Origin of the sequence: Paenibacillus sp. FSL H7-0756, from assembly GCF_038006765.1 — a bacterium.
GTDB lineage: Bacteria > Bacillota > Bacilli > Paenibacillales > Paenibacillaceae > Paenibacillus_AQ.
The window spans coordinates 1,492,896-1,515,033 of record NZ_JBBOVT010000002.1 but is presented as its reverse complement, the minus strand read 5'-3'; the positions used below and the strand labels follow the sequence as shown (position 1 = coordinate 1,515,033).

Annotated in this window: 22 protein-coding genes, 1 tRNA gene and 1 pseudogene; 18 read left to right on the top strand and 6 right to left on the bottom strand. The window is 51.5% G+C overall.

The window, feature by feature from the left end; translation table 11 throughout:
- Positions 1-18: 18 nt before the first annotated feature.
- Positions 19-600 (bottom strand): YitT family protein, encoded by a 582-nt coding sequence (locus tag NST04_RS23315; protein WP_341186340.1) that lies wholly within the window; start codon positions 598-600, stop codon positions 19-21.
- A gap of 104 nt (positions 601-704) precedes the next feature.
- On the opposite strand from NST04_RS23315, the gene NST04_RS23310 reads away from it, so the two are divergent.
- On the top strand, positions 705-938 hold the full coding sequence (locus tag NST04_RS23310; protein WP_341186339.1) for a hypothetical protein: 234 nt from the start codon (positions 705-707) through the stop codon (positions 936-938).
- Between the two features lie 69 nt (positions 939-1,007).
- Here the strand turns inward: NST04_RS23310 and NST04_RS23305 are convergent, their stop codons facing one another.
- Positions 1,008-3,443, bottom strand: coding sequence for a GH36-type glycosyl hydrolase domain-containing protein (locus NST04_RS23305; protein ID WP_341186338.1), 2,436 nt, complete (start codon positions 3,441-3,443; stop codon positions 1,008-1,010).
- A gap of 111 nt (positions 3,444-3,554) precedes the next feature.
- On the bottom strand, positions 3,555-4,613 hold the full coding sequence (locus tag NST04_RS23300) for a LacI family DNA-binding transcriptional regulator (protein WP_341186337.1): 1,059 nt from the start codon (positions 4,611-4,613) through the stop codon (positions 3,555-3,557).
- A 191-nt stretch (positions 4,614-4,804) separates the two neighbouring features.
- Between NST04_RS23300 and NST04_RS23295 the strand changes: the two genes are divergently transcribed.
- The 7 genes from NST04_RS23295 (at position 4,805) to NST04_RS23265 (ending at position 14,074) form a co-directional block, all read left to right on the top strand.
- Entirely contained in the window at positions 4,805-6,628 is a 1,824-nt protein-coding gene (locus tag NST04_RS23295) for a cache domain-containing sensor histidine kinase (protein ID WP_445667950.1), read from the top strand.
- Positions 6,603-8,210, top strand: a complete 1,608-nt coding sequence (locus NST04_RS23290; RefSeq protein ID WP_341186335.1) for a response regulator transcription factor — start codon at positions 6,603-6,605, stop codon at positions 8,208-8,210. The genes NST04_RS23295 and NST04_RS23290 overlap by 26 nt, the downstream gene beginning before the upstream one ends.
- Before the next feature lie 63 nt (positions 8,211-8,273).
- Entirely contained in the window at positions 8,274-9,188 is a 915-nt protein-coding gene (locus NST04_RS23285; RefSeq protein WP_341186334.1) for a carbohydrate ABC transporter permease, read from the top strand.
- 3 nt (positions 9,189-9,191) lie between these two features.
- Positions 9,192-10,031 (top strand): carbohydrate ABC transporter permease, encoded by an 840-nt coding sequence (locus NST04_RS23280; protein WP_341186333.1) that lies wholly within the window; start codon positions 9,192-9,194, stop codon positions 10,029-10,031.
- 36 nt (positions 10,032-10,067) lie between these two features.
- Complete coding sequence (locus NST04_RS23275) at positions 10,068-11,387, top strand: ABC transporter substrate-binding protein (protein WP_445667939.1); 1,320 nt, start codon at positions 10,068-10,070, stop codon at positions 11,385-11,387.
- Positions 11,388-11,471: 84 nt separating this feature from the next.
- Positions 11,472-13,124, top strand: a complete 1,653-nt coding sequence (locus NST04_RS23270; protein ID WP_341186332.1) for an MGH1-like glycoside hydrolase domain-containing protein — start codon at positions 11,472-11,474, stop codon at positions 13,122-13,124.
- Between the two features lie 50 nt (positions 13,125-13,174).
- Positions 13,175-14,074: a glycoside hydrolase family 43 protein gene (locus NST04_RS23265; RefSeq protein ID WP_341186331.1), complete on the top strand. Its 900-nt coding sequence runs from the start codon at positions 13,175-13,177 to the stop codon at positions 14,072-14,074.
- Positions 14,075-14,133: 59 nt separating this feature from the next.
- Here NST04_RS23265 and NST04_RS23260 read toward each other — a convergent pair whose 3' ends face one another.
- Complete coding sequence (locus NST04_RS23260; protein WP_341186330.1) at positions 14,134-15,414, bottom strand: hypothetical protein; 1,281 nt, start codon at positions 15,412-15,414, stop codon at positions 14,134-14,136.
- A gap of 170 nt (positions 15,415-15,584) precedes the next feature.
- Between NST04_RS23260 and NST04_RS23255 the strand changes: the two genes are divergently transcribed.
- The 7 genes from NST04_RS23255 (at position 15,585) to NST04_RS23225 (ending at position 19,277) form a co-directional block, all read left to right on the top strand.
- Complete coding sequence (locus tag NST04_RS23255) at positions 15,585-15,794, top strand: hypothetical protein (RefSeq protein ID WP_341186826.1); 210 nt, start codon at positions 15,585-15,587, stop codon at positions 15,792-15,794.
- 165 nt (positions 15,795-15,959) lie between these two features.
- Entirely contained in the window at positions 15,960-16,631 is a 672-nt protein-coding gene (locus NST04_RS23250) for a stalk domain-containing protein (protein WP_341186329.1), read from the top strand.
- A gap of 185 nt (positions 16,632-16,816) precedes the next feature.
- Positions 16,817-17,392 carry a hypothetical protein gene (locus NST04_RS23245; protein ID WP_341186328.1) on the top strand — a complete coding sequence of 192 codons (576 nt, stop codon included), beginning with the start codon at positions 16,817-16,819 and terminating at the stop codon, positions 17,390-17,392.
- Between the two features lie 432 nt (positions 17,393-17,824).
- Entirely contained in the window at positions 17,825-18,199 is a 375-nt protein-coding gene (locus tag NST04_RS23240) for a hypothetical protein (RefSeq protein WP_341186327.1), read from the top strand.
- Positions 18,192-18,761, top strand: a complete 570-nt coding sequence (locus NST04_RS23235) for an accessory gene regulator ArgB-like protein (protein ID WP_341186326.1) — start codon at positions 18,192-18,194, stop codon at positions 18,759-18,761. Before NST04_RS23240 ends, NST04_RS23235 begins: the two co-directional genes overlap by 8 nt.
- Positions 18,721-18,864 (top strand): cyclic lactone autoinducer peptide, encoded by a 144-nt coding sequence (locus NST04_RS23230; RefSeq protein ID WP_341186325.1) that lies wholly within the window; start codon positions 18,721-18,723, stop codon positions 18,862-18,864. Before NST04_RS23235 ends, NST04_RS23230 begins: the two co-directional genes overlap by 41 nt.
- Positions 18,865-18,881: 17 nt before the next feature.
- Positions 18,882-19,277 (top strand): LytTR family transcriptional regulator DNA-binding domain-containing protein, encoded by a 396-nt coding sequence (locus tag NST04_RS23225; protein ID WP_341186324.1) that lies wholly within the window; start codon positions 18,882-18,884, stop codon positions 19,275-19,277.
- Between the two features lie 92 nt (positions 19,278-19,369).
- Here the strand turns inward: NST04_RS23225 and NST04_RS23220 are convergent, their stop codons facing one another.
- Entirely contained in the window at positions 19,370-19,900 is a 531-nt protein-coding gene (locus tag NST04_RS23220; protein WP_341186323.1) for a GNAT family N-acetyltransferase, read from the bottom strand.
- A gap of 336 nt (positions 19,901-20,236) precedes the next feature.
- Here NST04_RS23220 and NST04_RS23215 point away from each other — a divergent pair, with 336 nt between their 5' ends.
- Together NST04_RS23215 and NST04_RS23210 are read left to right on the top strand one after the other, a co-directional pair.
- Complete coding sequence (locus NST04_RS23215; RefSeq protein WP_341186322.1) at positions 20,237-20,749, top strand: hypothetical protein; 513 nt, start codon at positions 20,237-20,239, stop codon at positions 20,747-20,749.
- A 53-nt stretch (positions 20,750-20,802) separates the two neighbouring features.
- Positions 20,803-21,339: pseudogene (locus NST04_RS23210) on the top strand (Rpn family recombination-promoting nuclease/putative transposase); the annotation flags it as partial.
- 78 nt (positions 21,340-21,417) lie between these two features.
- On the opposite strand, the gene NST04_RS23205 reads toward NST04_RS23210, so the two are convergent.
- Positions 21,418-21,489 (bottom strand) — tRNA-Val (locus tag NST04_RS23205).
- 194 nt (positions 21,490-21,683) lie between these two features.
- Here NST04_RS23205 and NST04_RS23200 point away from each other — a divergent pair.
- A complete protein-coding gene (locus tag NST04_RS23200) occupies positions 21,684-22,106 on the top strand; it encodes an NUDIX hydrolase (RefSeq protein ID WP_341186321.1) in 423 nt (140 codons plus the stop codon).
- The last annotated feature ends 32 nt before the right edge of the window (positions 22,107-22,138 follow it).

Here is a 22,138-nt window from a genome sequence, read left to right as displayed (position 1 = left end):
CGGCCTAATGGTTACTGTCTATTCCTCCAGTGTGCATAATCCTGTAGCCACCCCTCCTGCAATAATCGTCAGAATCGAATGTAAAAAGGTCTCCTTGGAGATCAGAATACCGCCAGCACCGATGATCAGGAAATCCGTCAGGAAGATAATCAGGCCGACATTCAGCGGAAGGTAGCGCTGGATGAATCTGGCGAGGAGGTCGGTTCCGCCTGTACTGGCTTTGAAGCGCAGCATCAGCCCTAGTCCGGTGCCCATCAGGAAGCCGCCGATAATGGCGCTTGAAATGGAGCCCAGCTCAATATAGTACAGGAAATAATACTGGAGCGGAAAGAGCAGCTCGATCAGCAGGGAGGAAGCCAGCAGACCCAGAATGCTGTTGTAAAAGATTTCCCGCTCACGGAACCAGGCCAGCAGGAAGATAGGCAGACTGCATAGCATAATGCACAGTCCGATTTTGGCGCCGGAGATATAATTAATAATGAGGGCAATGCCGATAATTCCTCCATCGAGGATTTTATAGGGGACCAGAAAGAAGTTCGTTCCTGTTGCAATCAGCAGGCTGGCCAGCAGAATAATCACATAGCTTGGGAAGGATCGCATAGTTAACATCTCCGGAATTAAGGCATGTCTTAAACCTTATGCGCCTATTTGGAAAAAAATAGCTAAAATCTCTGCTCTGCCCGAATCAATTGACGATAAAGCAGGTGAAGTCTGAAATGGGTGATTTCTATAAAATACTGGAGACTGATATGGAGCTGCTGGCTGCTGCATTGTCGGAGGTGCCGGTGGCAGTATTGCTGAAGAGCGGATCAGAGGAGCAGCTGGAGACGGGACCGATCAGAGCCTACACGCCGCAATCCGTGCGGATTCGCGGGTTATCCTACTGCCGGGAGCTGCATCAGTTCCGTATCCTTGCCCCGGGTTCCGCCTGGCCATAAACAAACAACCCGGCTGTACCGCTTTGGCGGACAACCGGGTTGTTATGCTTTTATAGGAGTGATAGATAATTAACCGAGAGTGACTACAACCTGGTGTACTGCACCGTCGCCTGCAGGAGCGATAATGTTGCCTTCCACGGCAGTGCCGTCGAGCGTCAGGCTGGCTACGCCTTTGGAGACATGGTTCGGATTCTGGATCGAGATCACATAGGTGTCGCCGCGGAAGACGCGGGTAATCTCGAAGCCGTCCCATTCTGCAGGGATACAAGGGTCAACCTTGAGCCCGGCGAAGTCTGCCTGAATCCCCAGGATAGACTGTGTAATCGCTACATAGTTCCATGCGGCTGTACCTGTGAGCCAGGAGTTTTTCGCTTCCCCGTGACGTACGGCATCTTTACCGGCGATCATCTGGGAGTACACGTAAGGCTCCATACGGTGCACTTCGCTGATGTCCTCCAGGTAGGCCGGAGCGATTTTGCGGTAGATGTCAAAAGCTCTGTCGCCATGTCCAAGCACCGTCTCTGCAATCATGATCCACGGGTTGTTATGGCAGAAGATCCCGGCATTCTCTTTGTAGCCCGGAGGGTACGTGGAGATTTCACCTAAGTTCACATAGTATTTGGAATATGGAGGCTGCTGCAAAACGATACCATAGTCCGTATCCAGACGTTCCTGCACGGAAGTCAGGGCGCGGGCCGCTTCACCGTTCTCTACACCGATACCGGCCATTACGCACATGCCTTGCGGCTCGATGAAGATCTGTCCTTCTTCGTTCTCCTTGCTGCCGATCTTGTCGCCATAGTGGTCATAAGCGCGCAGGAACCAGTCGCCGTCGAAGCCGTGGGACAACGTAATGGCACTCATGTTCTCAATCTTGGCAACAGCGTCAGCGGCTACATCATCCAGTCCGCGCATCCGGCAGATCTCGGCATAGTCCGGTCCTACGAAGACGAACAGACCTGCGATGAACACAGATTCCGCTACGCCGCCTGCAATATTCTCTGTGGTCTGGAACGATTCGCCCGGTTCGGTAGAGAAGCAGTTCAGGTTCAGACAGTCATTCCAGTCCGCACGTCCGATCAGCGGCAGGCCGTGAGGCCCGAGGTTGTTCGTGACATGCTCGAAGCTCAGCTTCAGATGCTCGAACAGGGTTGCAGTATGATCCGGATTGCTGTCAAAAGGAACCTGCTCATCAAGGATCGAATAGTCGCCGGTCTCCTTAATATAGGCTGCTGTACCTGAGATCAGCCAGAGCGGATCGTCGTTGAAGCCGGAGCCGACTTCATTGTTGCCTTTCTTGGTCAGCGGCTGGTACTGGTGATACGCGCTGCCGTCAGGGAACTGGGTAGCGGCGATATCGAGAATACGTTCTCTGGCACGCTCAGGAATCTGGTGGACGAAACCGAGCAAATCCTGGTTGGAGTCGCGGAAGCCCATACCGCGGCCGATTCCGGATTCGAAGTACGAAGCGGAACGGGACATGTTGAAGGTTACCATACACTGGTACGGATTCCAGATGTTCACCATCCGGTTCAGCTTGTCGTCACCGCTCTTGATCTGGTATTTGGACAGCAGATTATCCCAGTGTGCAGCCAGAACCTCCAGAGCAGCATCCACTTGGGCATCTGTAGCGAACTGATCGATGACAGCTTGGGCCGGCTTCTTGTTAATAACGTTCAGGGCTTCCCATTTCTCATCCTCAGGATTCTCGATATAGCCGAGCACGAAGATGAAGCTTTGTTCTTCACCCGGCTCCAGCGTGATGTCCAGAGCGTGGGAGCCGATTGGCGACCAGCCGCTGGCGACAGAGTTAGTAGCTTCACCGGCAGCAACCGCCTGCGGAGCATCCAGGCCATTGTACATGCCCACGAACGATTCGCGGTCCGTATCGAAGCCGGCAATTTCCTTATTTACAGAATAGAAGGCGTAGTGGTTTCTGCGCTCGCGGTATTCTGTTTTGTGATAAATGACGGAATCCTTCACTTCGACTTCGCCCGTGCTGAGGTTACGCTGGAAGTTGGTCATATCATCGTTGGCATTCCACAGACAGAACTCGGCAAAAGAGAAGAGCTTCACAGTCTTCTTCACATCGCCTGTGTTCTTAACGACCAGACGGTGGACTTCCGCATTGTGGCCCATCGGTACAAAAGCAAGCTGATTCACGGAAATGCCGTTACGCTCGCCAGTAATGGAAGTGTAGCCCAGACCATGGCGGCATTCGTAGAAATCGAGATCCCGCTTCACCGGCATCCAGCCCGGAGTCCAGAAGTCCCCGCCATCGTGCAGGTAGTAATAGCGGCCGCCGGTATCCAGCGGAATATTGTTATACCGGTAACGGGTAAGTCTTCTCATCCGCGCATCGCGGTAGAAGGTATAGCCCCCGGCAGTATTAGAGATGAGGCCGAAAAACTGCTCGTTGCCGAGGTAGTTAATCCAAGGATAAGGGGTTTTGGGGGTGTTGATTACATACTCTTTACGGGTGTCGTCAAAAGTTCCGAATTTCATGAGAGACAAGTCTCCTTTCGATTGTGAACGCGCGTTTACAAAGCGGAGAAAAAATTCCCTTGGGGCAAGGGATTTTTCTGTAACCGGATAAGTGCAATATGCGGTAAAACTTTACGGCTTCTTCGGCGGCTGACAGGAATCCCGGGTGATCAGACTCGCCGGGAAACTGATGGTGCTGAAGGTCGGCTGCTGTGAATCACATAGCTCAATGACCTTCTCGACTGCGGCTTTGGACATTTCATAAATTGGCAGACGGACGGAGGTCAGCTTGGGATGAATCCGCGCAGCAAGCTGCACATCGTCGAACCCCGCGATGGAGATATCCTCCGGCACGGAAATGCCATGCTCCGAGAACGCTTCCATCGCCGAAATAGCCATATCATCGTTGGAGGAGAAGAATGCAGTGGGCATCGGTCCGCCGGACTCCAGCAGCTTCTTCACCTCCTGATAGGCGGTCTCCTTGAGAAAATCACCCTGAAGGACGAAGTCCTGCTGCAGGGCAAGTCCATGGCGCTTCAGCGTATCCTCGTAAGCCATGTAGCGCTCCCGCCCGGAATAAGTATTCATCCGCCCGCAGATCATGCCGATCTCCTGATGGCCGAGGCCGATTAAGTATTCAATGGCTTCAACCGTACCTTCATAATCCTTGGAATTCACAATAGCGAGATGATTACGGTCCAGATGCTCGGACATAATCTCCGAAATGTCATAATCGATCAGCACAAGCGGGGAGCCGAGACCCACCATCTCCCTTACAATCTCGATATCCTTCTGGGTGCCGACAATGATGCCGCCGTCAATCCGCTTCTGCAGGAAGGCCTGCTTGACCTTCAGGAAGTCGTCAGGAGAATAGACGGTGTGAATCAGAACATAACAGCCGCGGGCATTCGACGTATCTACCACAGCATCGACGAACGGGGCAAAATAATTATTCTGATAAATCCGCGTTGCATTCTCCTTCTCGTTCATGCTGATGGCAAACAGCCCGATCGTGTCGGTCTTCTTGCCGGCCAGAGCCCGGGCGAAGCTGTTCGGCTCGTACTGATGCTGTTCAATTACCTTCAGCACCTTGGCCCGGGTCTCTTCAGGGACATTGGAATAGTTGTTGATCACACGGGATACGGTGCTTCGCGAAACCCCGGCTAGCTTGGCAATATCTTCGCTTCGCATAATGTACCCCCTCTAATGTAAACGCGCGTTTATGAATTCATTGTAGAATAAATCTGTCCAGCGGTCAATCGTCCGCCGCAACATTTTTGCCATGCGATAAGAGCGTTTCCACTTGCCGGATTCTCTGATCTGCGTTACAACTAGAGACAAATCATAGCTCCACAGAGCTGCGGGGAGAAGGAGGGCTAATTATCTTTTATTCGTTGAAAAACCGCTTGATCGCGTTCTTTGTTGTGCTGCTGGTGCTGTCCTTCGGCACGATGTCGCTGCTGCTGTTCAATCAGTCACGCATGATTATCCGCTCTTATATCGAATCCTCTGCCCTGGAGAAAATGGACGAGTACGGGTCATTTATCAATATGGCGCTGCAGCAGAGCTATGACTTGTCCTCTCTGGTCTATAACAGTGATATTACCCAGAAATGGGATACCCAGCTTACGAATCCCGCTTCTACCGAAGGACAGAAGATGCTCGCAAGCATTACCATGAGCAAATTCCTGACCCAGACGACCAACAATTATTCGATTGTCTCCTCGGTCAGCATCTACCGGGAGGAGGGGCTGCGGGTCGGAGCCGAGAATCAGGTGATTACAGATACCTCCTTCAGGCAGGAGGCCTGGTACCGCAATTTCATTGAACACAGCAATCACTGGGTTCCGGCCCATACCGATCAGGCGGAGATCAAGGGGGCCAAGCCGTACGAGGTGGTGAGCCTGCTGCTGCCGATAGGTATCTTTGAGCCATCGCTGGCGAGGAATGTAATGAAGGTGAATATCAAGGCGGACTTTCTGCTGGAGCCGCTGAATCGCATACACCTGGGTGAAAGCGGTACCATCTTCCTGCTGAATGAGCAAGGCAGCCCCATTCTGTCCCAGGAGGAGTACAGCGCCTATCCGGAAGCGGCGAAGGAGGTTGACCGGGTCCGGTCAGGCCGGACCTTGCAGGGGGTGAGCTACCTGGAGGATCAGCAGGGTGCCTCTCATATTCTGGTCTATAAAAAGCTGCCCATCACCAACTGGCTTCTGGTGGGCTTTGTCTCGGAGAGGGACCTGTATGCCAATCTGTTCAAGCTTCAGAAAAGCATCATTGTGTTCGCTTCGATTATGCTGATAGCCGCCTTTGTACTGGCTTACTGGATCTCCTACGGGATTACCAAGCCGCTGTCCCGCCTGGTGTCGGCTATGCGCCATGTGCAGAAGGGGGACTTCGCCCAGGCCGAGCGGCTGACCCCGCCTGAGCGCAGGATACGGAGCGAGGTCGATTACGCCACCGATACCTTCCGTAACATGGTCCGGCAGCTGCGGCATCTGATCCGGACCGAGTTCGAACAGAAGCTCCTGCGCCAGCAGGCGGAATATAAGGCGCTGCTGATGCAGATGAATCCGCATTTCCTGTTCAATACGCTGGAGCTGATGAGTAGTCTGGCTATCCAGCAGCGGACGAAGGACACCGTTACGGTCATTGATTCGCTGGGCAAAATGCTCAGATTCTCGCTGCGCATCAGCGAGGATCTGATTCCGCTGCGCGAGGAGTTAAGGTATGTCCGCTATTATATGTCCATTCTGGAAATCCGCTTCGGTCCGGGTCTGGATCTGCAGCTGGAAGAGGAGGGGACACTTGACGATCTGGAAATCGTCAAGTTCCTGCTTCAGCCGCTGATTGAGAATGCGGTGAAATACAGCTTCATTCACCAGGCGCATGCCAAGGTGCGGATAATAGTGAGACAGGACGGGGAACGGCTGGTTCTGTCCGTGGCTGACAATGGCATCGGGATGGACCCGGAACTGCTGCGGCAGCAGCATCATCAGGATATGCGTCAGCAGCTGGAGCAGCTTCTGCAGAGCAGAACGCATCAGATTGGACTGCGTAATGTGCTGGCGAGATGCTGGCTCTATTACGGCGATTTGTTCAGCTTCCGGATCGATTCGGATCAAGACAAGCGGGGCACCTCTATTGAGCTGAGCCTGCCCCTGCAGAGGAGGAATGAAGATGTATCGCGTATTGATCGTGGATGATGAGCCGGAGATCCGTCAGGGCCTGCGGCTCAAGGCGGACTTTGCCGGTCTCGGGATGAGCGTAACCGGTGAGGCAGGCAACGGGCTGGAAGCCATGGAACGGCTGGCCCGTGAGCCGGTTGACATTGTGATCACAGATATGAATATGCCTGTCATGAACGGCGTCTCTGTGCTTGAGGATTGCTACAGGCTCTACCCGGAGCTGAAGCTGATTGTGATTACCGGCTATGAGGATTTCCAGTATGCCAGAGCGGCGGTCCGCAATCAGGCGCGTGATTATTTGCTGAAGCCGGTGACCGGGGATGAACTGACGGCGGTACTCCTGAAGGTGAAGGAGGAGCTGGACCGGGAGCGTAGTGAGCAGGACCGGCAGGCCTTCGCCCAGTGGCGTCTGTCCCAGTATTACAAGGAGATGAAGGAGCATTTCCTGGTGCAGCTTGTCAAAGAGGAGGTGGAGCAGGCGGCTGTGCTGAAGGAGCGTGCCGCACTGTTTGAGCTGGGCGAGTGGGATCTCGCCGATGTACGCTTCGTGACAGCCGGACTCCGCGAACGGACAGGGGATGCACCGGAGGCGCTGGAGCGCACGCCCGGTATGTTGCGTCTGCCGTTTGAGCTGCTGGGCAGAGAATTCGCAGGCGGATACGGCAGTCCTTGCGCTGTATTCCGCGATCCGAATTATCCGGGGCTGGTGCATTATATACTGCAAGATGGTGGAACAGATCTGGCACACTTCAGTGCGGAGCTGGCCGGATGTGTCACCGCACATCTCGGCTACGAGCCGGTCATCGGCTATAGCGGACTCAAGCTTGGCTTCAGCCAGTGGAAGGAAGGCTATCTGGAATCGCTGCTGTCCTGGAATCTCTCGGAGAATGCGGCCATCCCCCTGGCCGCAGGAAGGGCGGAGCCGGAACCCGTTCTGACCGATGAGCTGGCACGGACCTTGCGCCGCCTGCTGCTTCAGGGAGAGCGGGACGCCACCCGGCAGACGGTGAGGCGTGAATTGCAGGCAGCCTTCGCCCAGTCGCGGTCCTGCCTGGTGAAGCTGATCTTCCAGCTGTATTTGCTTGTGGATACTGCGGTTGGCGCTGCGGCAAACCGGGGCGGGCAGGCCCAGCAGCTATGGCTGTATCCCGAAATGGTCCATAGGCTGGATTCGGTAGACAAGGCTGAACAATTCCTCATGGAGCTTATAGACCATGCGGACCGTGCGGTGCAGGCTGGCGGAGATGCCGAGGATTCGGTCATCCGTACGGCGACACAATATATCGACAGCAATTACATGTATGATCTCAACCTGACCCAGCTCGCCCAGCGGTTCAATTACAATTCATCGTATTTCTCGGAGCTGTTCAAAGCCAAGGTCGGCCGGAGCTTCATGGCCTATCTGACCGGCACCCGGATGACCCAAGCCACGCACCTGCTGGTAAGTACAACCCTTGGACTCTGGGATATTGCCGAGCTTACCGGGTTCTCGAATGCCAGCTACTTCAGCGCAAGATTCAAAAAGATGTACGGCATCGCCCCGTCGGACTTCCGCCAGAACCCACCCGAAAAATTCAATAGCCAGCAGCCGAAGAAATAGCATTCAAGCAGGTGGCGCTTCTTCCTATAATGAGCCTATATCCATGAAGAGGAGGAGGCGCATATGAAGACAGCACACAGACCGGCTATGTGGAGAAGGAGCGGCACCGCTTACCTGTTCCTGCTCCCGTGGCTGATCGGATTTTTTGGACTGACCCTGGGCCCCATGCTGGGTTCGCTCTATCTGTCCCTGACCAAGTATAACCTGCTGAACGCCCCGGAATGGCTGGGGCTGGCGAATTACAGGCACATCTTCACGGCAGACGAATATTTCTACCAATCGCTGTCGGTAACCTTCCGGTACGTGCTATTCTCGGTCCCGCTGAAAATGGCCTTTGCCCTCTTGGTCGCCGTTGCCTTGAACAAAGGCATCCGGGCGCTGGGCATCTACCGGACCGTCTATTACATTCCCTCCCTGCTCGGGGGAAGCGTAGCGATCGCGATCGTCTGGCGTCAGATTTTTGACGGGGAAGGGCTGGTCAATCATTTCCTCGGCTGGTTCGGGATCGAGGGTCCGGCCTGGATCGCCCATCCCAGCTACATTCTCTCCACCATCGTCACCTTGTCGATCTGGCAGTTCGGCTCGGCGATGGTCATCTTCCTGGCTGGAATCAAGCAGATTCCGGCTGACCTGTACGAAGCGGCGCAGGTGGACGGAGCCGGGAAGCTGCGGCAATTCGCGCGGATTACACTGCCGATGCTGTCACCTGTGATCTTTTTTAACCTGGTCATGGGGATCATTAATTCCTTCCAGGTCTTCACACCGGGATACGTGATTGGGGATGGGCGGGGCGGTCCGGTCAACTCCACTCTGTTCTATACGCTGTATCTGTATCTCAAGGGCTTCTCCTTCTTCGATATGGGCTATGCCGCGGCTCTGGCGTGGATCATGCTGATCATTATCGGCCTGTTCACCTCCATCGTGTTCATAACCTCCCGGTTCTGGGTGTTCTACGGCGACGGAAAGGACGGGCGATAATTCATGGCTGAATCCAAAATGATCTTCAGGCTCGGCAAGCATGGCGTCATTATTCTGTTCGGGCTGCTGATGCTGTATCCGGTGCTGTGGCTGCTGTCCAGTTCCTTTAAGCCGAATGAGCTGATCTTCTCGGAGCCGGGTCTGTGGCCGTCGAGGTTTACACTGGAGAATTATTTGAATGGCTGGAAGGGTCTGCAGGGCATCTCGTTCAGCCGCTTCTTCCTTAATTCCGCTACCATCTCGGTGCTGTCGGTAATCGGCAATATTCTGACCTGCTCGCTGGCGGCTTACGCCTTTGCCCGGCTGGAGTTCCGCTTCAAAGGTGTGCTGTTCGCCTGCATGCTGGTGACGATTATGCTGCCATACCATGTCCTGCTGATTCCGCAATATATTATCTTCAGCAAGCTGGAGTGGGTGAACACATATCTGCCGCTGATCGTTCCCAAATGGCTGGCGCATGATTCGTTCTTCATTCTGCTGATGATCCAGTTCATCCGCGGCATTCCGAAGGAGCTGGACGAGAGTGCGACCATTGACGGTTGCGGCCAGGGCCAGCTCTACTTCCGGATCATTATTCCGCTGCTGGTTCCGGCGCTGATCACTACGGCGATCTTCACGTTCATCTGGAGCTGGGATGACTTCTTCAGCCAGATGATCTATCTGAGCCGGATCAATCTGTTCACGGTACAACTGGGCATACGTTCGCTCTATGACCCCTCGGGATCATCCGACTGGGGCGCGCTTCTGGCGATGTCCGTGCTGTCGCTTGTGCCGATTATGACGATCTTTATGCTCTTCCAAAAGCATTTCCTGGAGGGCATTGCTACAACCGGCCTGAAATGAGCAAGCGATTACAATTACTCTTGGGGGGACTTAATCATGAAAAAGATCTTGGGTCTTACATTGGCTGCACTACTGCTGACGGGAACGGCCGGCTGCTCCGGCGGGAATAGCGGCAAGCCTGCGGCGGCGGGGAATAAGGATTCCGCTGAGCCATCCGGGGATCAGGTGGAGCTGCGGATCATGTGGTGGGGCGACCAGAAGCGGGCGGACAAGACGAACGAGGCGCTGCGCAAATTCGAGGAGAAGCATCCGAACATTAAGGTAGTCGGGGAGTTCGCCCCGAACTCCGGGTACTTTGACAAGCTGAACACGCAGCTGGCTTCGGGAACGGCTCCTGATGTGTTTTTCCTCGGAGGGAATGTTACCGATTATGCCGATAAAGGCGTGCTGCTGGATCTGCAGCCCTATGTCGGCAAAGAGCTGGATCTGACCGATATGGATCAGACGATGATGGAGTACGGCACGCTTAAGGGCAAGCTGGTGCATATCTCGGCCGGAGCCAATGCCAGAGGCATGGTCCTGAATACCGAGCTGTTCAAAAAAGCGGGCATCGAGCTTCCGGCTGACGGCTGGAGCTGGGAGGATTACGCGAGCATCAGCAAAGAGATCTCTGAGAAGCTGGGCAAGGGCTTCTACGGTACCTATAATTTCACAGTCGAGGGCATGGATATCTATATGAAGCAGCGCGGGAAGCAGGTCTATGACATGGAGAAGGACGCGCTTGGCTTCGGCCAGCAGGATGCTGAGGACTGGTTCAACTACTGGAGCGGGCTGGCGGAGAGCGGAGGGATGGTGACCCCATCGATGCAGGTATCCAATCCGCCGGGGGACACGAGTAAATCGCTGGTGGTGACGGGAAAAGTGGCGATGAGCCTGATTCCGTCCAACCAGTTCGCTGCCCATCAGAATCTGATTCAGGACACGCTGACCATGGTGCAGGTGCCGCGCGGACCTAAGGGAACGGGAGTCGTCTTCGAATCCAGCCAAGGGCTGTCCGGGTATGCGAAGACCGCGCATCCGAAGGAAGTGGCGGAACTCATGAACTACTGGATCAATGATCCCGATGCCGCCCGGATTCTGGGCAGTGACCGCGGCGTGCCGGTGACCTCGAAGATGCGCGATCTGCTGATGAAGGATGCGACTCCGCTGGAGCAGACGGTCTACGACTTCACGAGCCGGGTATCGGAAGCGACGAAGAAGGAGCCTTTTGCCATAAGCTATAATCCGCCAAGCTTCACCGAGTTCACCAAGCTGGCCGAAACCGCTGTGCAGGAGATTGGCTTCGGGCAGAAGGATGTGAAGCAGGGAGTAGAGGACTTCTACAATGGGGCGATGCAGTTATTCGGTGCCAAATAGGCATGAAGGGAGAGAAGCGGTCTGCCCGGGCAAGCTGCTTCTCTGCTGCGGGACGGGCAAAGTGAAGATACAGGAGGGGACAGCATGACTGCTGACAGCATATTACAGCAGCTGCGGAAGATTACCGTAGAGGACAGGATCGGAGCGCTTACAAAGGAAGAGGACCGTGAATCTCTGGAGCAATGGAAGCAATCGGGAGTGGTCTTCGCTGCCTCGTCTGCGGACATGGAGAATGTCTACTATTCCGCGGTGCATAAGCTCATGGATTGTATCGTGCCAATGGATGGGGGCGGCCTGGTCCTGCATGAAGGCGGGGTCTATCTCGGGAGCTGGCTGGAGAGTACCGGCACGATCAGCGCGGAACGGCTGTCACGCTTCATGCCGGAGGTGGCGGAGGCGACCTTCCGGCTATTCGCGGAATATCAGCGGGAGGATGGGCTGATCCCTTACAAGGTAACCCCTGCTGGACCGGCTTACCGGCAGATTCAAATGGTGACTCCGCTGGCCCGGAGTGTCTGGAATCATTATATTGGAACCGGACACAGCAAGGCGTTCCTTGCCGAGATGTACCAGGCGATGAGCAGGTTCGACGCCTGGCTGGCCTCCCGGCGCAATACACGAGGAACCGGCTGCATCGAAGCCTTTTGTACGTTCGATACCGGACATGATCTCTCCCCGCGTTTCTGGCATGTGTCGGATACGCCCCATCTGGAGGATGCGGCCAGGGTTCATCCGGATTCGCCGCTGCTGCCCTTCCTGGCCCCTGATCTAACTGCCAATGTCTATTGCCAGCGGCTATATCTGTCCAGGATCGCAGAGGAGCTGGGGGAGAGCGATGCCGGGTGGCGGGCTAGAGCAGCAGCCAGCAGCCACAGCCTTTTCAGCCATTGCTATGACGGGGAGGATGCATTTTTCTATGACCGTGACCAAGGGGGAAGGCTGGTCCGGGTGCAATCGGATGTCTTGCTGCGGGTACTGGCCTGCGAAGTGGGGGACCGGGAGTTCTTTGATGCTGCGCTGCGCCGTTACCTGCTGAATACCGGCAAGTTCTTCGCCAAATATCCGTTCACCTCGCTTGCGATGGATGATCCGAGGTTCGACCCTTCCTCCGGCTATAACACCTGGGGAGGGACGACTAACTTCCTCAGTCTGATCCGTGCGCCGCATGCCTTCGAGCATCATGGGCGTTACGTCGAGCTAACCTGGGTGCTGCAGCCTATTCTGGCGGCATGCTCGCGGATGACGCGGTTTGCCCAGACCTTAAGCCCGTGGACGGGAGAAGAAGGCTATACCGAAGCCTATTCACCGGCCATATTGTGCCTGCTCGATTATGTAGAGCGGTTGTGCGGCATTCTGCCGGCAGGTGGGGGGGAGCTATGGTTCACCTGTCTGCTCCCCTATAATATGGATCACGGCCGGGAGACGGCCCATGAGACAGGCTACCGCCGGATCGTAGATGGAACCGTATTTGAGCTGATTAATACGCATGAACAAGCTGTGATCTACCGCAATGAAGAGGAATACCTGCGCTGTCCGTTTGGAGTGCGTGTGGTGCTGGACCGGGCCGGACACCTGCGGAAGCTGATTGGCATGAGCGTCCGCCAGATTGAAGGAGAGGTCCGGTATCAGGGCAAGAGACTTCCATTTAATGTCAAGGGCAATGAACAGTTGGAGTATGCGGACGGCGGATTTGTCAGCATCAGTGATATCGGAGTGGTCTTGCCGGAATACCGGTAAAGCTTATATAGATATTGCTTGCAATGTGAGGGAAGAAAGGAGAGGCATTCATGATAGATAACCATAACCTGCAGATCAGAGATCCGTTTGTGCTGCCGCTTGCCGGACAGAGGCAGGGAGAGGGACTCTACTATTTATATGGCAGCACCGACAGTAATATCTGGGGCAAGGGGACCGGCTTCAATGCGTATACCGGCAAGGATCTGGAGCATTGGGAGGGGCCATTCCCGGTATTCCGGCCGGGGACGGATTTCTATGCCGAGCGGAATTTCTGGGCACCGGAGGTCTATGAATACGGCGGCAGCTACCTCATGTTCGCTACCTTCCGGCGCAAGGACAATGATCTGCTGGGTACGGCCGTGTTAATCTCGCAACATCCGCTGGGCCCATTCCTCCCGCACAGTGAAGGACCGGTCACTCCGGCGGATTGGAGTTCACTGGACGGAACACTGCACTTAGATCATCAGGGCCAGCCGTGGATGGTCTTCTGTCATGAGTGGCAGCAGACCGGAGACGGGGAAGTGTGCGCTATGCGGTTAACGGAGGATCTGCGGAGCGCGGCAGGAGAACCCGCCGTGCTCTTCCGGGCCTCGGAAGCTCCGTGGACGACTCCGTTCGTATCTGCGCGTTATACGGATCAGCTCAATTATGTAACCGATGGGCCGTTTCTGTTCAGGTCAAGCGGCGGTACGCTGTATCTGCTGTGGGCCAGCTTCATTAATAACACCTATGCACTGGGCATCGCCCGTTCTGGAAGCGGAGAGATTACAGGGCCGTGGATTCATCAGGAAGAAGCGCTCTACCAGAAGGACGGCGGACATGCCATGGTATTCCGCACCTTCAGCCATCAGCTGATGCTGGCGATTCATACCCCGAATCAGACGCCGGATGAACGGCCTGTTTTTGTGGAGCTGGAGGAAGAGAATGGTGTGATGGGGGTAAGGGTGTAAAAAGAAAAACGATTGCCGGTCCCTATCGGATCAGCAATCGTTTCATTGCGGTGCGAAGCTTATTCGATATCAATGCTCCATTGTCCGTCTGCTTCTACAGAAAAGACATAAATTCCGTCGGTGTCGATTTTTTCCGCGGTAGAACCGGAATAATTACCAACTTCATTCACCAGCCCGCTATCATTCAATCTGACGATAAAGTTCGATTCACCTGTATGTTTGGAGGTGAACCGGGTCAGCTTGCTTTGCAGCTTTGCAAACACAACATCGTTACCCTTACCGGATAACTTAACCGGTGCGCTCTTGATATTCTCAGGGATGCTCTGCTTAATATCTGCCTTCCAGGAGCCATCCGACTCTACCTTCAGCATATACTTCCCGTCTTCGGGAATCACCACTAAAGACTTGCCCTTGTATGGTCCAATCTCGTTAACAACATATTCTTCAAAGTCTCCAGTTTCATCATACATGTGGATAATAAAGTTAGAATTCCCGGCGTCTGAGGCCTCCACAATTGCGATCCCGCTATTAAGTTGGAAGAACTCCGTAGCCTGGTCTTTTTTTCCTTTGAGATGAACGGCTTCGTCCTTTGCCGCTGCCGGGGCTGGCGTAGCGGTTACAGCCGTTGCTGAATCAGGTAAGCCTTGGTATAACGGGAGCAGCTCAGCATATAGTTTTTGAACAGTTGCCTTGTCATCTTTTTGAATGGCAGTGGCCATTTCCTTGTATTTGCTTTGGTTTTCCTTAATTATAAACTCCATGCTATGGAGAAAATATGCTGAAATATCATCTTTTATTTCTTGGGTAAGCTCCTTTTCCAGATAGCTTTTGGCTAAATCAAGTCCTCTCGATCCAAACTCCTGGTCTGCTTCTAGGTAGGTCATATCAGTATCCCCGCCAGAGGGTGCATCCGTTTCATCGGGTGTAGGTGTGGGATCCGGATAGCGGGCGGCAACGGAAGCAGGCAGAACTCCACCAATTTTCGTAAAAATCTTCTTTACATTTTGCACATCATTTTTCTCAATAGAGTCAGCAATCTCCAGATAAGTGAAGGTATTCTCTTTATCCTCTCTGGCCTTAATCCGGATGTTCTCGGCAATTTCTTTGGACGACTCAGCATTCCAAGCACTGGTGCCGAAGTTCTCCAGGTATTCCTGCGTCTTATCCTTCACAGAGAAGTTCTTCAGTTCTGGTGCTGGAGTAGGAGACGCAGTCGGTGCAGCAGAAGGAGTCGCGGTTGCAGCTTGCGTAACCTCAGCAGACCCGCCACATCCACTTAATATCACCGGTGACGCTAAAAGAGCAAAAGCTAAAGTCATTTTGGTTAATTTTCCGTACATCAGTAATTTCCCCCAAATGTTTAATCATACTTAGCCAGTATATCAAAATTGGATTATTTCTACAGTAAAATTTATTAGAACTTTGCATTCCTTACACAAACGTGCCAAACTTGATATGATTAGGATATAGACTTGTATCATGTTGAATTAGGGGGATGTAAGCTGTGTATATGACAGGTTTTGGGTCCTTGCTTGCTGGAGGATTCAGTATTTTTGCTCTTTTGCTCTGGTTGACTTGTTTGGGGATGGGGATATATTTATTCGTTCTGGTGGTGAAGCTGGCACGCAGAGGAATTATCGCGCTGGACTTGTACAATCACTCCAAAAATCTGGAAATCCGCGACCGCTACGAATCTGTTGGGCGGCGAGATGGACTCTAAGTGTAGTTTAGAGTACATAGGAGTATCGAATGCCCTGCCGGATTGGCAGGGTATTTCTTTGGCTTGACAGCCTTCTAAGGGGTATGTTGCATCTGGTGGCAGGATTTATTATACTCCCAATATGGAATATTCAAATTTGTTATAAATGGAGAGGAGTATGATCGAATGAAGAAGAAGATGACTGCTGCACTGACTGCATTTGCCGTACTTGGAGGAATGGGCACGGGCGTGTATGCCGGAGCCAACCTGCAGGAGATCAAGGCTTTCCTGAATCCAAGCATCAAATTCAAGATGAACGGCCAGCCCGTACAGCTTAAGAATGGCAGCGGTGCGGTGATTGCCCCAATTTCCTATAAGGACACAACGTATCTGCCGGTCCGTTCCGTATCTGACCTGCTTGGCGTCACTGTCAAGTTCGATGCTGCAACTAACACCATTTCTCTTGGAGAGCAGACGGCAGGTGTGCCGATTGCTACAGGCTTTGACAATATGTATCATACCAAAGACCCGGGCAAGACTGTATACAAGGACAAGGACTACAAGGATGTATTCTTCGATGACGCCAGCAGCGACCGCGGAAGTTCCTTCATGCTGGAGCCTAACAAAAAGTATCAGAAGCTCTATCTTCAGATCGCCGCAATTGGCGGGGAGATCAAAGACTTCACGATTCAAGACGCGGACACCAACACTGTGCTGAAGAAGCAGACCATTGACCCGGCCAGCGGGCTCACGACCATCGAAGTGGATATTGCCGGAGTCAGCAGCTTGTATCTCACCGGCGATGTGAAGAAGGGAACCTCGGTCTTCGTTCCGCTTACGACATCTTATTATAAATAATTTCTGAACTTATAAATTATTCGATTCACCCGGGAGCCTTGGTTTCCGGGCTTCTTTTTGTCTACATTTGTTGTTTGGAGGAATGTGAAAAGGGGTATTATCCGGTAAGCCATTGAATCTAACTGGCGATGTTAAAGTTCCATGAAATCATGAGGAGTGAGAAGATGTACACCAAAAAACTAATAATGTCCTTATCCTTGACCTTGTCCCTGCTGGTCCTGAGTGCGTGCAGTAATTCAGCGAATGCGCCGTCCGCTGAGCCGTCCCAGGAATCCACACCGACAGCCGAAGCGGTGCAGACCCCTGCGGCGTCAACAGAGCCGGAGCAGACACCAGCAGCAACGGATGAACCGGAGCAGACGCCCGCACCATCGGCAGAGCCGGAACAGACGCCTGAACAGTCGGACGCTGGAGGCGGTACTGCTTCCGGCAGCGTAGACATTCCGAAAGAGCTTCCAGAGGATTTTCCGATGCCGGATAATATAACAGAGACTGTGCTGTCCACAACGTCTAAGAACGAAGGCAAAACATCGGTGATGCTGGTTTATAGAACGTCCGATAGTATGGAAGCTGTAACGAAGCTCTATGATGATTATCTGTCTGCCCAAATGGGGGACCAGTCTGTGAAGACCATTGATGCCAAGAATCTAATTATTCAGGGTATGACCAAAGACAACAAACACAGCTGGTCAGTTATTGGCGGTCCGCTTACTTCCCAGGAGGGAATCGTGGAGATTAACATCATCTGGTCCGAAATTTAATTCGAATAGCCAAGCTGTTATATACAGAAGAACATCCGTTGAGACTCGATTCAGAGCATTCAGCGGGTGTTTTTTTGCCTTGAGTAAAAAGTGTCGAATTTTGTAATTAAGTAGTATACGTCTGGTGCGGCGTGGATATATAATTAATCTTGTAAACGAAAATTAGTCAGGCGGTGTTTTGGTTTGTCGTGGGAACCTGTAGGCTTTATGTTTTTTTCAACTATAGAGACGCTTGCGCTCTATTATCTGATTATGTCGCTCTTTCGATTCAAATGGAGATGGTACATATGGCAGGCCCTATTCGTCATTTTGCTGAACAACCTCCAGAGCTATCTATTACGCAATGAACTGGGCATGTCAAATGTCGCACCACTCGTATTAATCCTGATCTTTATCTTATTCTTTGCAGCGGTAGTGAGGATGCCTCTAATCTTGTCCATTATTGCAACGATATCAGGATTTGCTATTTTTGCAGGGATTCAGACGTTGATTCTTTGGAGTGTCTTCGGCTCCGTTTCGAATATCGACAATAAGGCGAACGGGTATTTTCTGCAGGTTGCGACCGCTGCTATTGTCTTTGGAGTATTCGGCTACCTATACCGCAAAGGCAAAGGCTTCACCTTCGATCTGGATAAACTCCGCTTCAAAATAGAGGATATCTTGCTGTCCGTGCTGATTTGTGCATTTGTAATAGTAGTATCTCTCCTGCTCTATTACAATGATATTTTGTTAAATGCACTGATTTTTTTGGTTATGTCTGTCTTCCTTCTATACTATTCCACCCGGAAGGAGATGGAAGATGCTTGAATTCATGTCCGGCAAGCTTGCACTGCGCATCAAACGTATAGTTCCCGAGCATCCGGCATCTGCTACGGTCCTGAAGTTTGCTATTGCGGTCATCCTTAATGCGTTATTTATTATTGGGCTGACACTGGTGTTGTCCCTTCTGACGGGCAGGACAAAGGAGACTATTCAGATTTTGATCTCCTTTGCCTTATTGCGTCAGGTATCCGGCGGGTTGCATCTGAAATCGGGAATGGCCTGTGTCTTGTTTACAGCAACTTTGTTCACGTTCTTGTCCTTCATTAAAGCAGGAGATACAATGATTCTGCTTATGAATGGAATCAGTCTATTGATTGTACTGTGGCTGGCCCCTATCGGAATCGAACGCCAGACCCGGATTCCCAGACAGCACTGGCCTAAGCTCAAAGTCATAGCAGTAATGCTTGTTATGGCCAATGTGGTGGCAGGTTCACCGGTGATTGCTGCCAGTTTTTTGGCTCAATCGATCAGTCTGCTTATTGCTAGAAGGGGGGTGAGAACTGAGAATGAAGGGGTTACAGGCTCTACGACGCACAGTAGTGTATAAACTTGCATCCGGTTTGTCTGCCTTCGCTGCCCTTATCGTGTTGGTTACAGCAAGTGTATTTTACATTAACCAACCCGAGGTTCCTGAAGAGTTACTTAAATAACATTGGAGTTGATCCCTTTGAGCACGATATCTGTTACTAGAGACACAGAGGGAAACACTGGTGTATTCTCACTCGATATTGAAAAAATAACTTTTATGGAATTTGAACGGACTATCTATCGGATCATTGTCCATACGTACGATCAGACCTTTTATACAGTAGGTACGCTGAAATATTGGCTTAATACCCTGGCCAGTTCAGGATATAATTTCGTTCTAGCAGATAGAAACACGTTAATTCAGGTTTCTAACATTATCCAGTTGGATAAGACGTTTCATATTGCTTATTTTGGGGAAGACCACAAAGGAGTCGAGCAAAAGTGTTTTCTGTCAGAGAAGGGCTATAAAGAAATTCTCAAATACGTAAAGACATCCGCATCGGATATTCAATTAGTGGAGCTGCCCCAGTGGTAGCTTTATTTTTTATGAAGGCTTGTATATAAAATAAGGCTGACCCTGCGCTGTTCATTCTGAAGCGCCTGGGGCCAGCCTTTGTTCAGATTATCCTAATCTGCAGCTAATTTAGAATACATACACAGGTCAATGAAGGTTCCGTTGGACCGCTCACTCTGTCTCATTGTTCCTTCCAGCGAGAAGTTTAATTTCTGCAATACTTTAATAGAATTGATATTAGCAGGCTGAGCCTTTGCTTCTATTCTATTGAAGCCCAGTGTATCAAACGCATAATCTATTAGCGCACGAAGGGCTTCAGGCACATAACCTCTTCCCCAGAACTCGCGGCTAAGGTCATAACCGATCTCTGTCTTCGCATTGTCATAGTCCAGCATATTGTAACCGCATGAGCCGATAATCCGGCCGGATTCTGCTTCAATGATAGAATAGCGGATCGCCTGATTCTCATCGGCTAACTTACCAAGCAGCTCAATCATTTCTACGGCCTGACTCTCATCTGTGAAGCTGCTGATATTCATGAAGCGGGTGACTTCAGGATCAGACCAGATCGCGAAAAGGCTGGCTGAATCGGCGGTACTCATTTGTCTTAACACTAATCGCTCGGTACGTAATTCAGTAATCATCAAAGTGTTACCTCCATGAAGTATATATGGTATTGGTGAGGTACAACTATTGATATCTGCGCATAGTTCAGTCCTTTCCGTGTGTAAGCTGACTCTATTATATAGAATGCACGGGAGAAAGTTAAATATCTGGTGTGCGATCCTGACGGCGGTGTTCAAAAGACGCTGACAGTAACGACCTGATTGCTGTAAATTCGTAACCGTCATTATTAGAGGTTGTGTGAGCTTGTGCTCATGCAGTCTTTTTTATGTTTCTTATTCCTCCAAGCATGGTAAGGTTTAGGTAAAAACATCCGGGAGGGCATGATGAGAAAAACGGTACTGGTAATGTTGTTCTTGTTCGTATTGACGGCTTGTGCGGATTCCAAAGACGGGGTAACCACCAAAGACTTAGCCATCCAAAAGGTGAACGATCATAAAGCCATGGTTGAGTATGGTATGAGCCGCGCGGAAGCAGAAGAGGTATTGGGCAAAGGAGAAGATAAGGATATTGCGAATTCAATCATGTACAGCTCTGGCGTAAGAATTATGTACCGTGAGGATAAAGTGGCAGGTATTACTCTGGCGGAGGAATCGAAAGATACGTATGAAACCACTGGCGGTTTTAAAATTGGCATGTCTAAGGATGACTTCAAACAAATCTATGGCGATCAGTATCTGACGGATATGGAGCGCAACCTGGATTATGCTTACGATTCCATCAACAAGCGGTATTTGCATGATAAAGAATGGGCAGCGAAAGCTGAAGATGATACGAAAATATATGTAATTTCAGGCCTGTTCAACGGTAAGGGTGAAGCGGACGGCGTGGTATTGGTGGATAAGCGAATGGCGATAACTTACAGGTGAATGGGAGGGCTGAATATAAAACTGGGCTTGTATGTTTCATAGATCTTTGAAGGGAGAAACAATTTATTCTGGACATTAAAGCCAAGACGGCTGAGGGCAAACGGATCAACATCGAAATGCAACTATTCAATCCATATAATATGGAGAAGCGGACACTTTTCTACTGGAGTGAGATGTATTACCACCAAATTCAAAAAGGCGACGATTACATTCAATTGAAGAAGTGTGTAACGATCAATATTTTGAACTATTCCTGTCTTCCTAATAACCGCCATCATAATATCTTTCGCCTTCGGGAAGATCACACCGGGATTCCACTGAACAATGATCTGGAAATTCATGTAATAGAATTAACAAAGCTCGAGGAGCAGGCCGTCCCATTAACTGGTGGTCTGATCAACTGGTTATTATTTCTGAAGGGTGTTGAGCAACCAAACTGGGAGGTGCTGACCATGAATGAACCGATGTTGAAAAAAGCAATGGATACGCTGGAGTTCCTGAGTCAGGATGCCGCTACAAGGATGGAGTATGAAGCCCGGATGAAGTATTTGCGGGATGAGGCGTCTCGGATGAACGGGGCTAAGGCAGAATAAAACTGTTGCAATGATAACAACGAAAAACGAAGCCGATCATATGATCGGCTTCGTTTCTTTAAGGCTATCCATATATAGGACGGATGGGGTTCGAACCCATGACCCCTACCCTGTCAAGATAGTGCTCTCCCGCTGAGCTACCGTCCTGCAACGAAATTTATAATAACACAGGACGTAAGGGAATGGCAAGAGATTTTTAAATATGCTATAGATGATCAGTTAAGCATGACCCTTCCATACCACCGCAGTGACAAAAACCCACGACACCCCATCCATAGTATATTACAATAATGGCGCTTGTCTGGAAGTTCCTTAACCAACATAAAAGGTGGAATTCTATCATGATCGTAACATTGCATGAAGCGGAGTGCCCTGGGGGGAGTCTCAAATATGTAGTGATTTTTATGAAGCAAGGGAAGGATTGGGTTCTGGTACGGCACCGTGAGCGGTCCACGTGGGAATTTGCCGGCGGGCATATTGAGGCGGGTGAGAGTCCCGGGGAAGCTGCGGTAAGAGAACTCTACGAAGAGACAGGCGCTGAAGATTATGAACTGCATCCGCTATGCATCTATTCGGTCAGAAGTGATGAGCTGGCAGAGAGCTACGGGATGTTGTATTATGCAGATGTCAAAAGGTTCGGAACTTTGCCCCCGTACGAAATGGCGGAGCTTCGAAGCTTCAGCGAGCTGCCGCAGGCTGTGACCTACCCGGGGATCTACCCCACGCTATATGCGAGAGTATGTGAATATGTGAAGCATCTGTGAATCAATCTTAATCGTATTTCTGGTAGAATAGA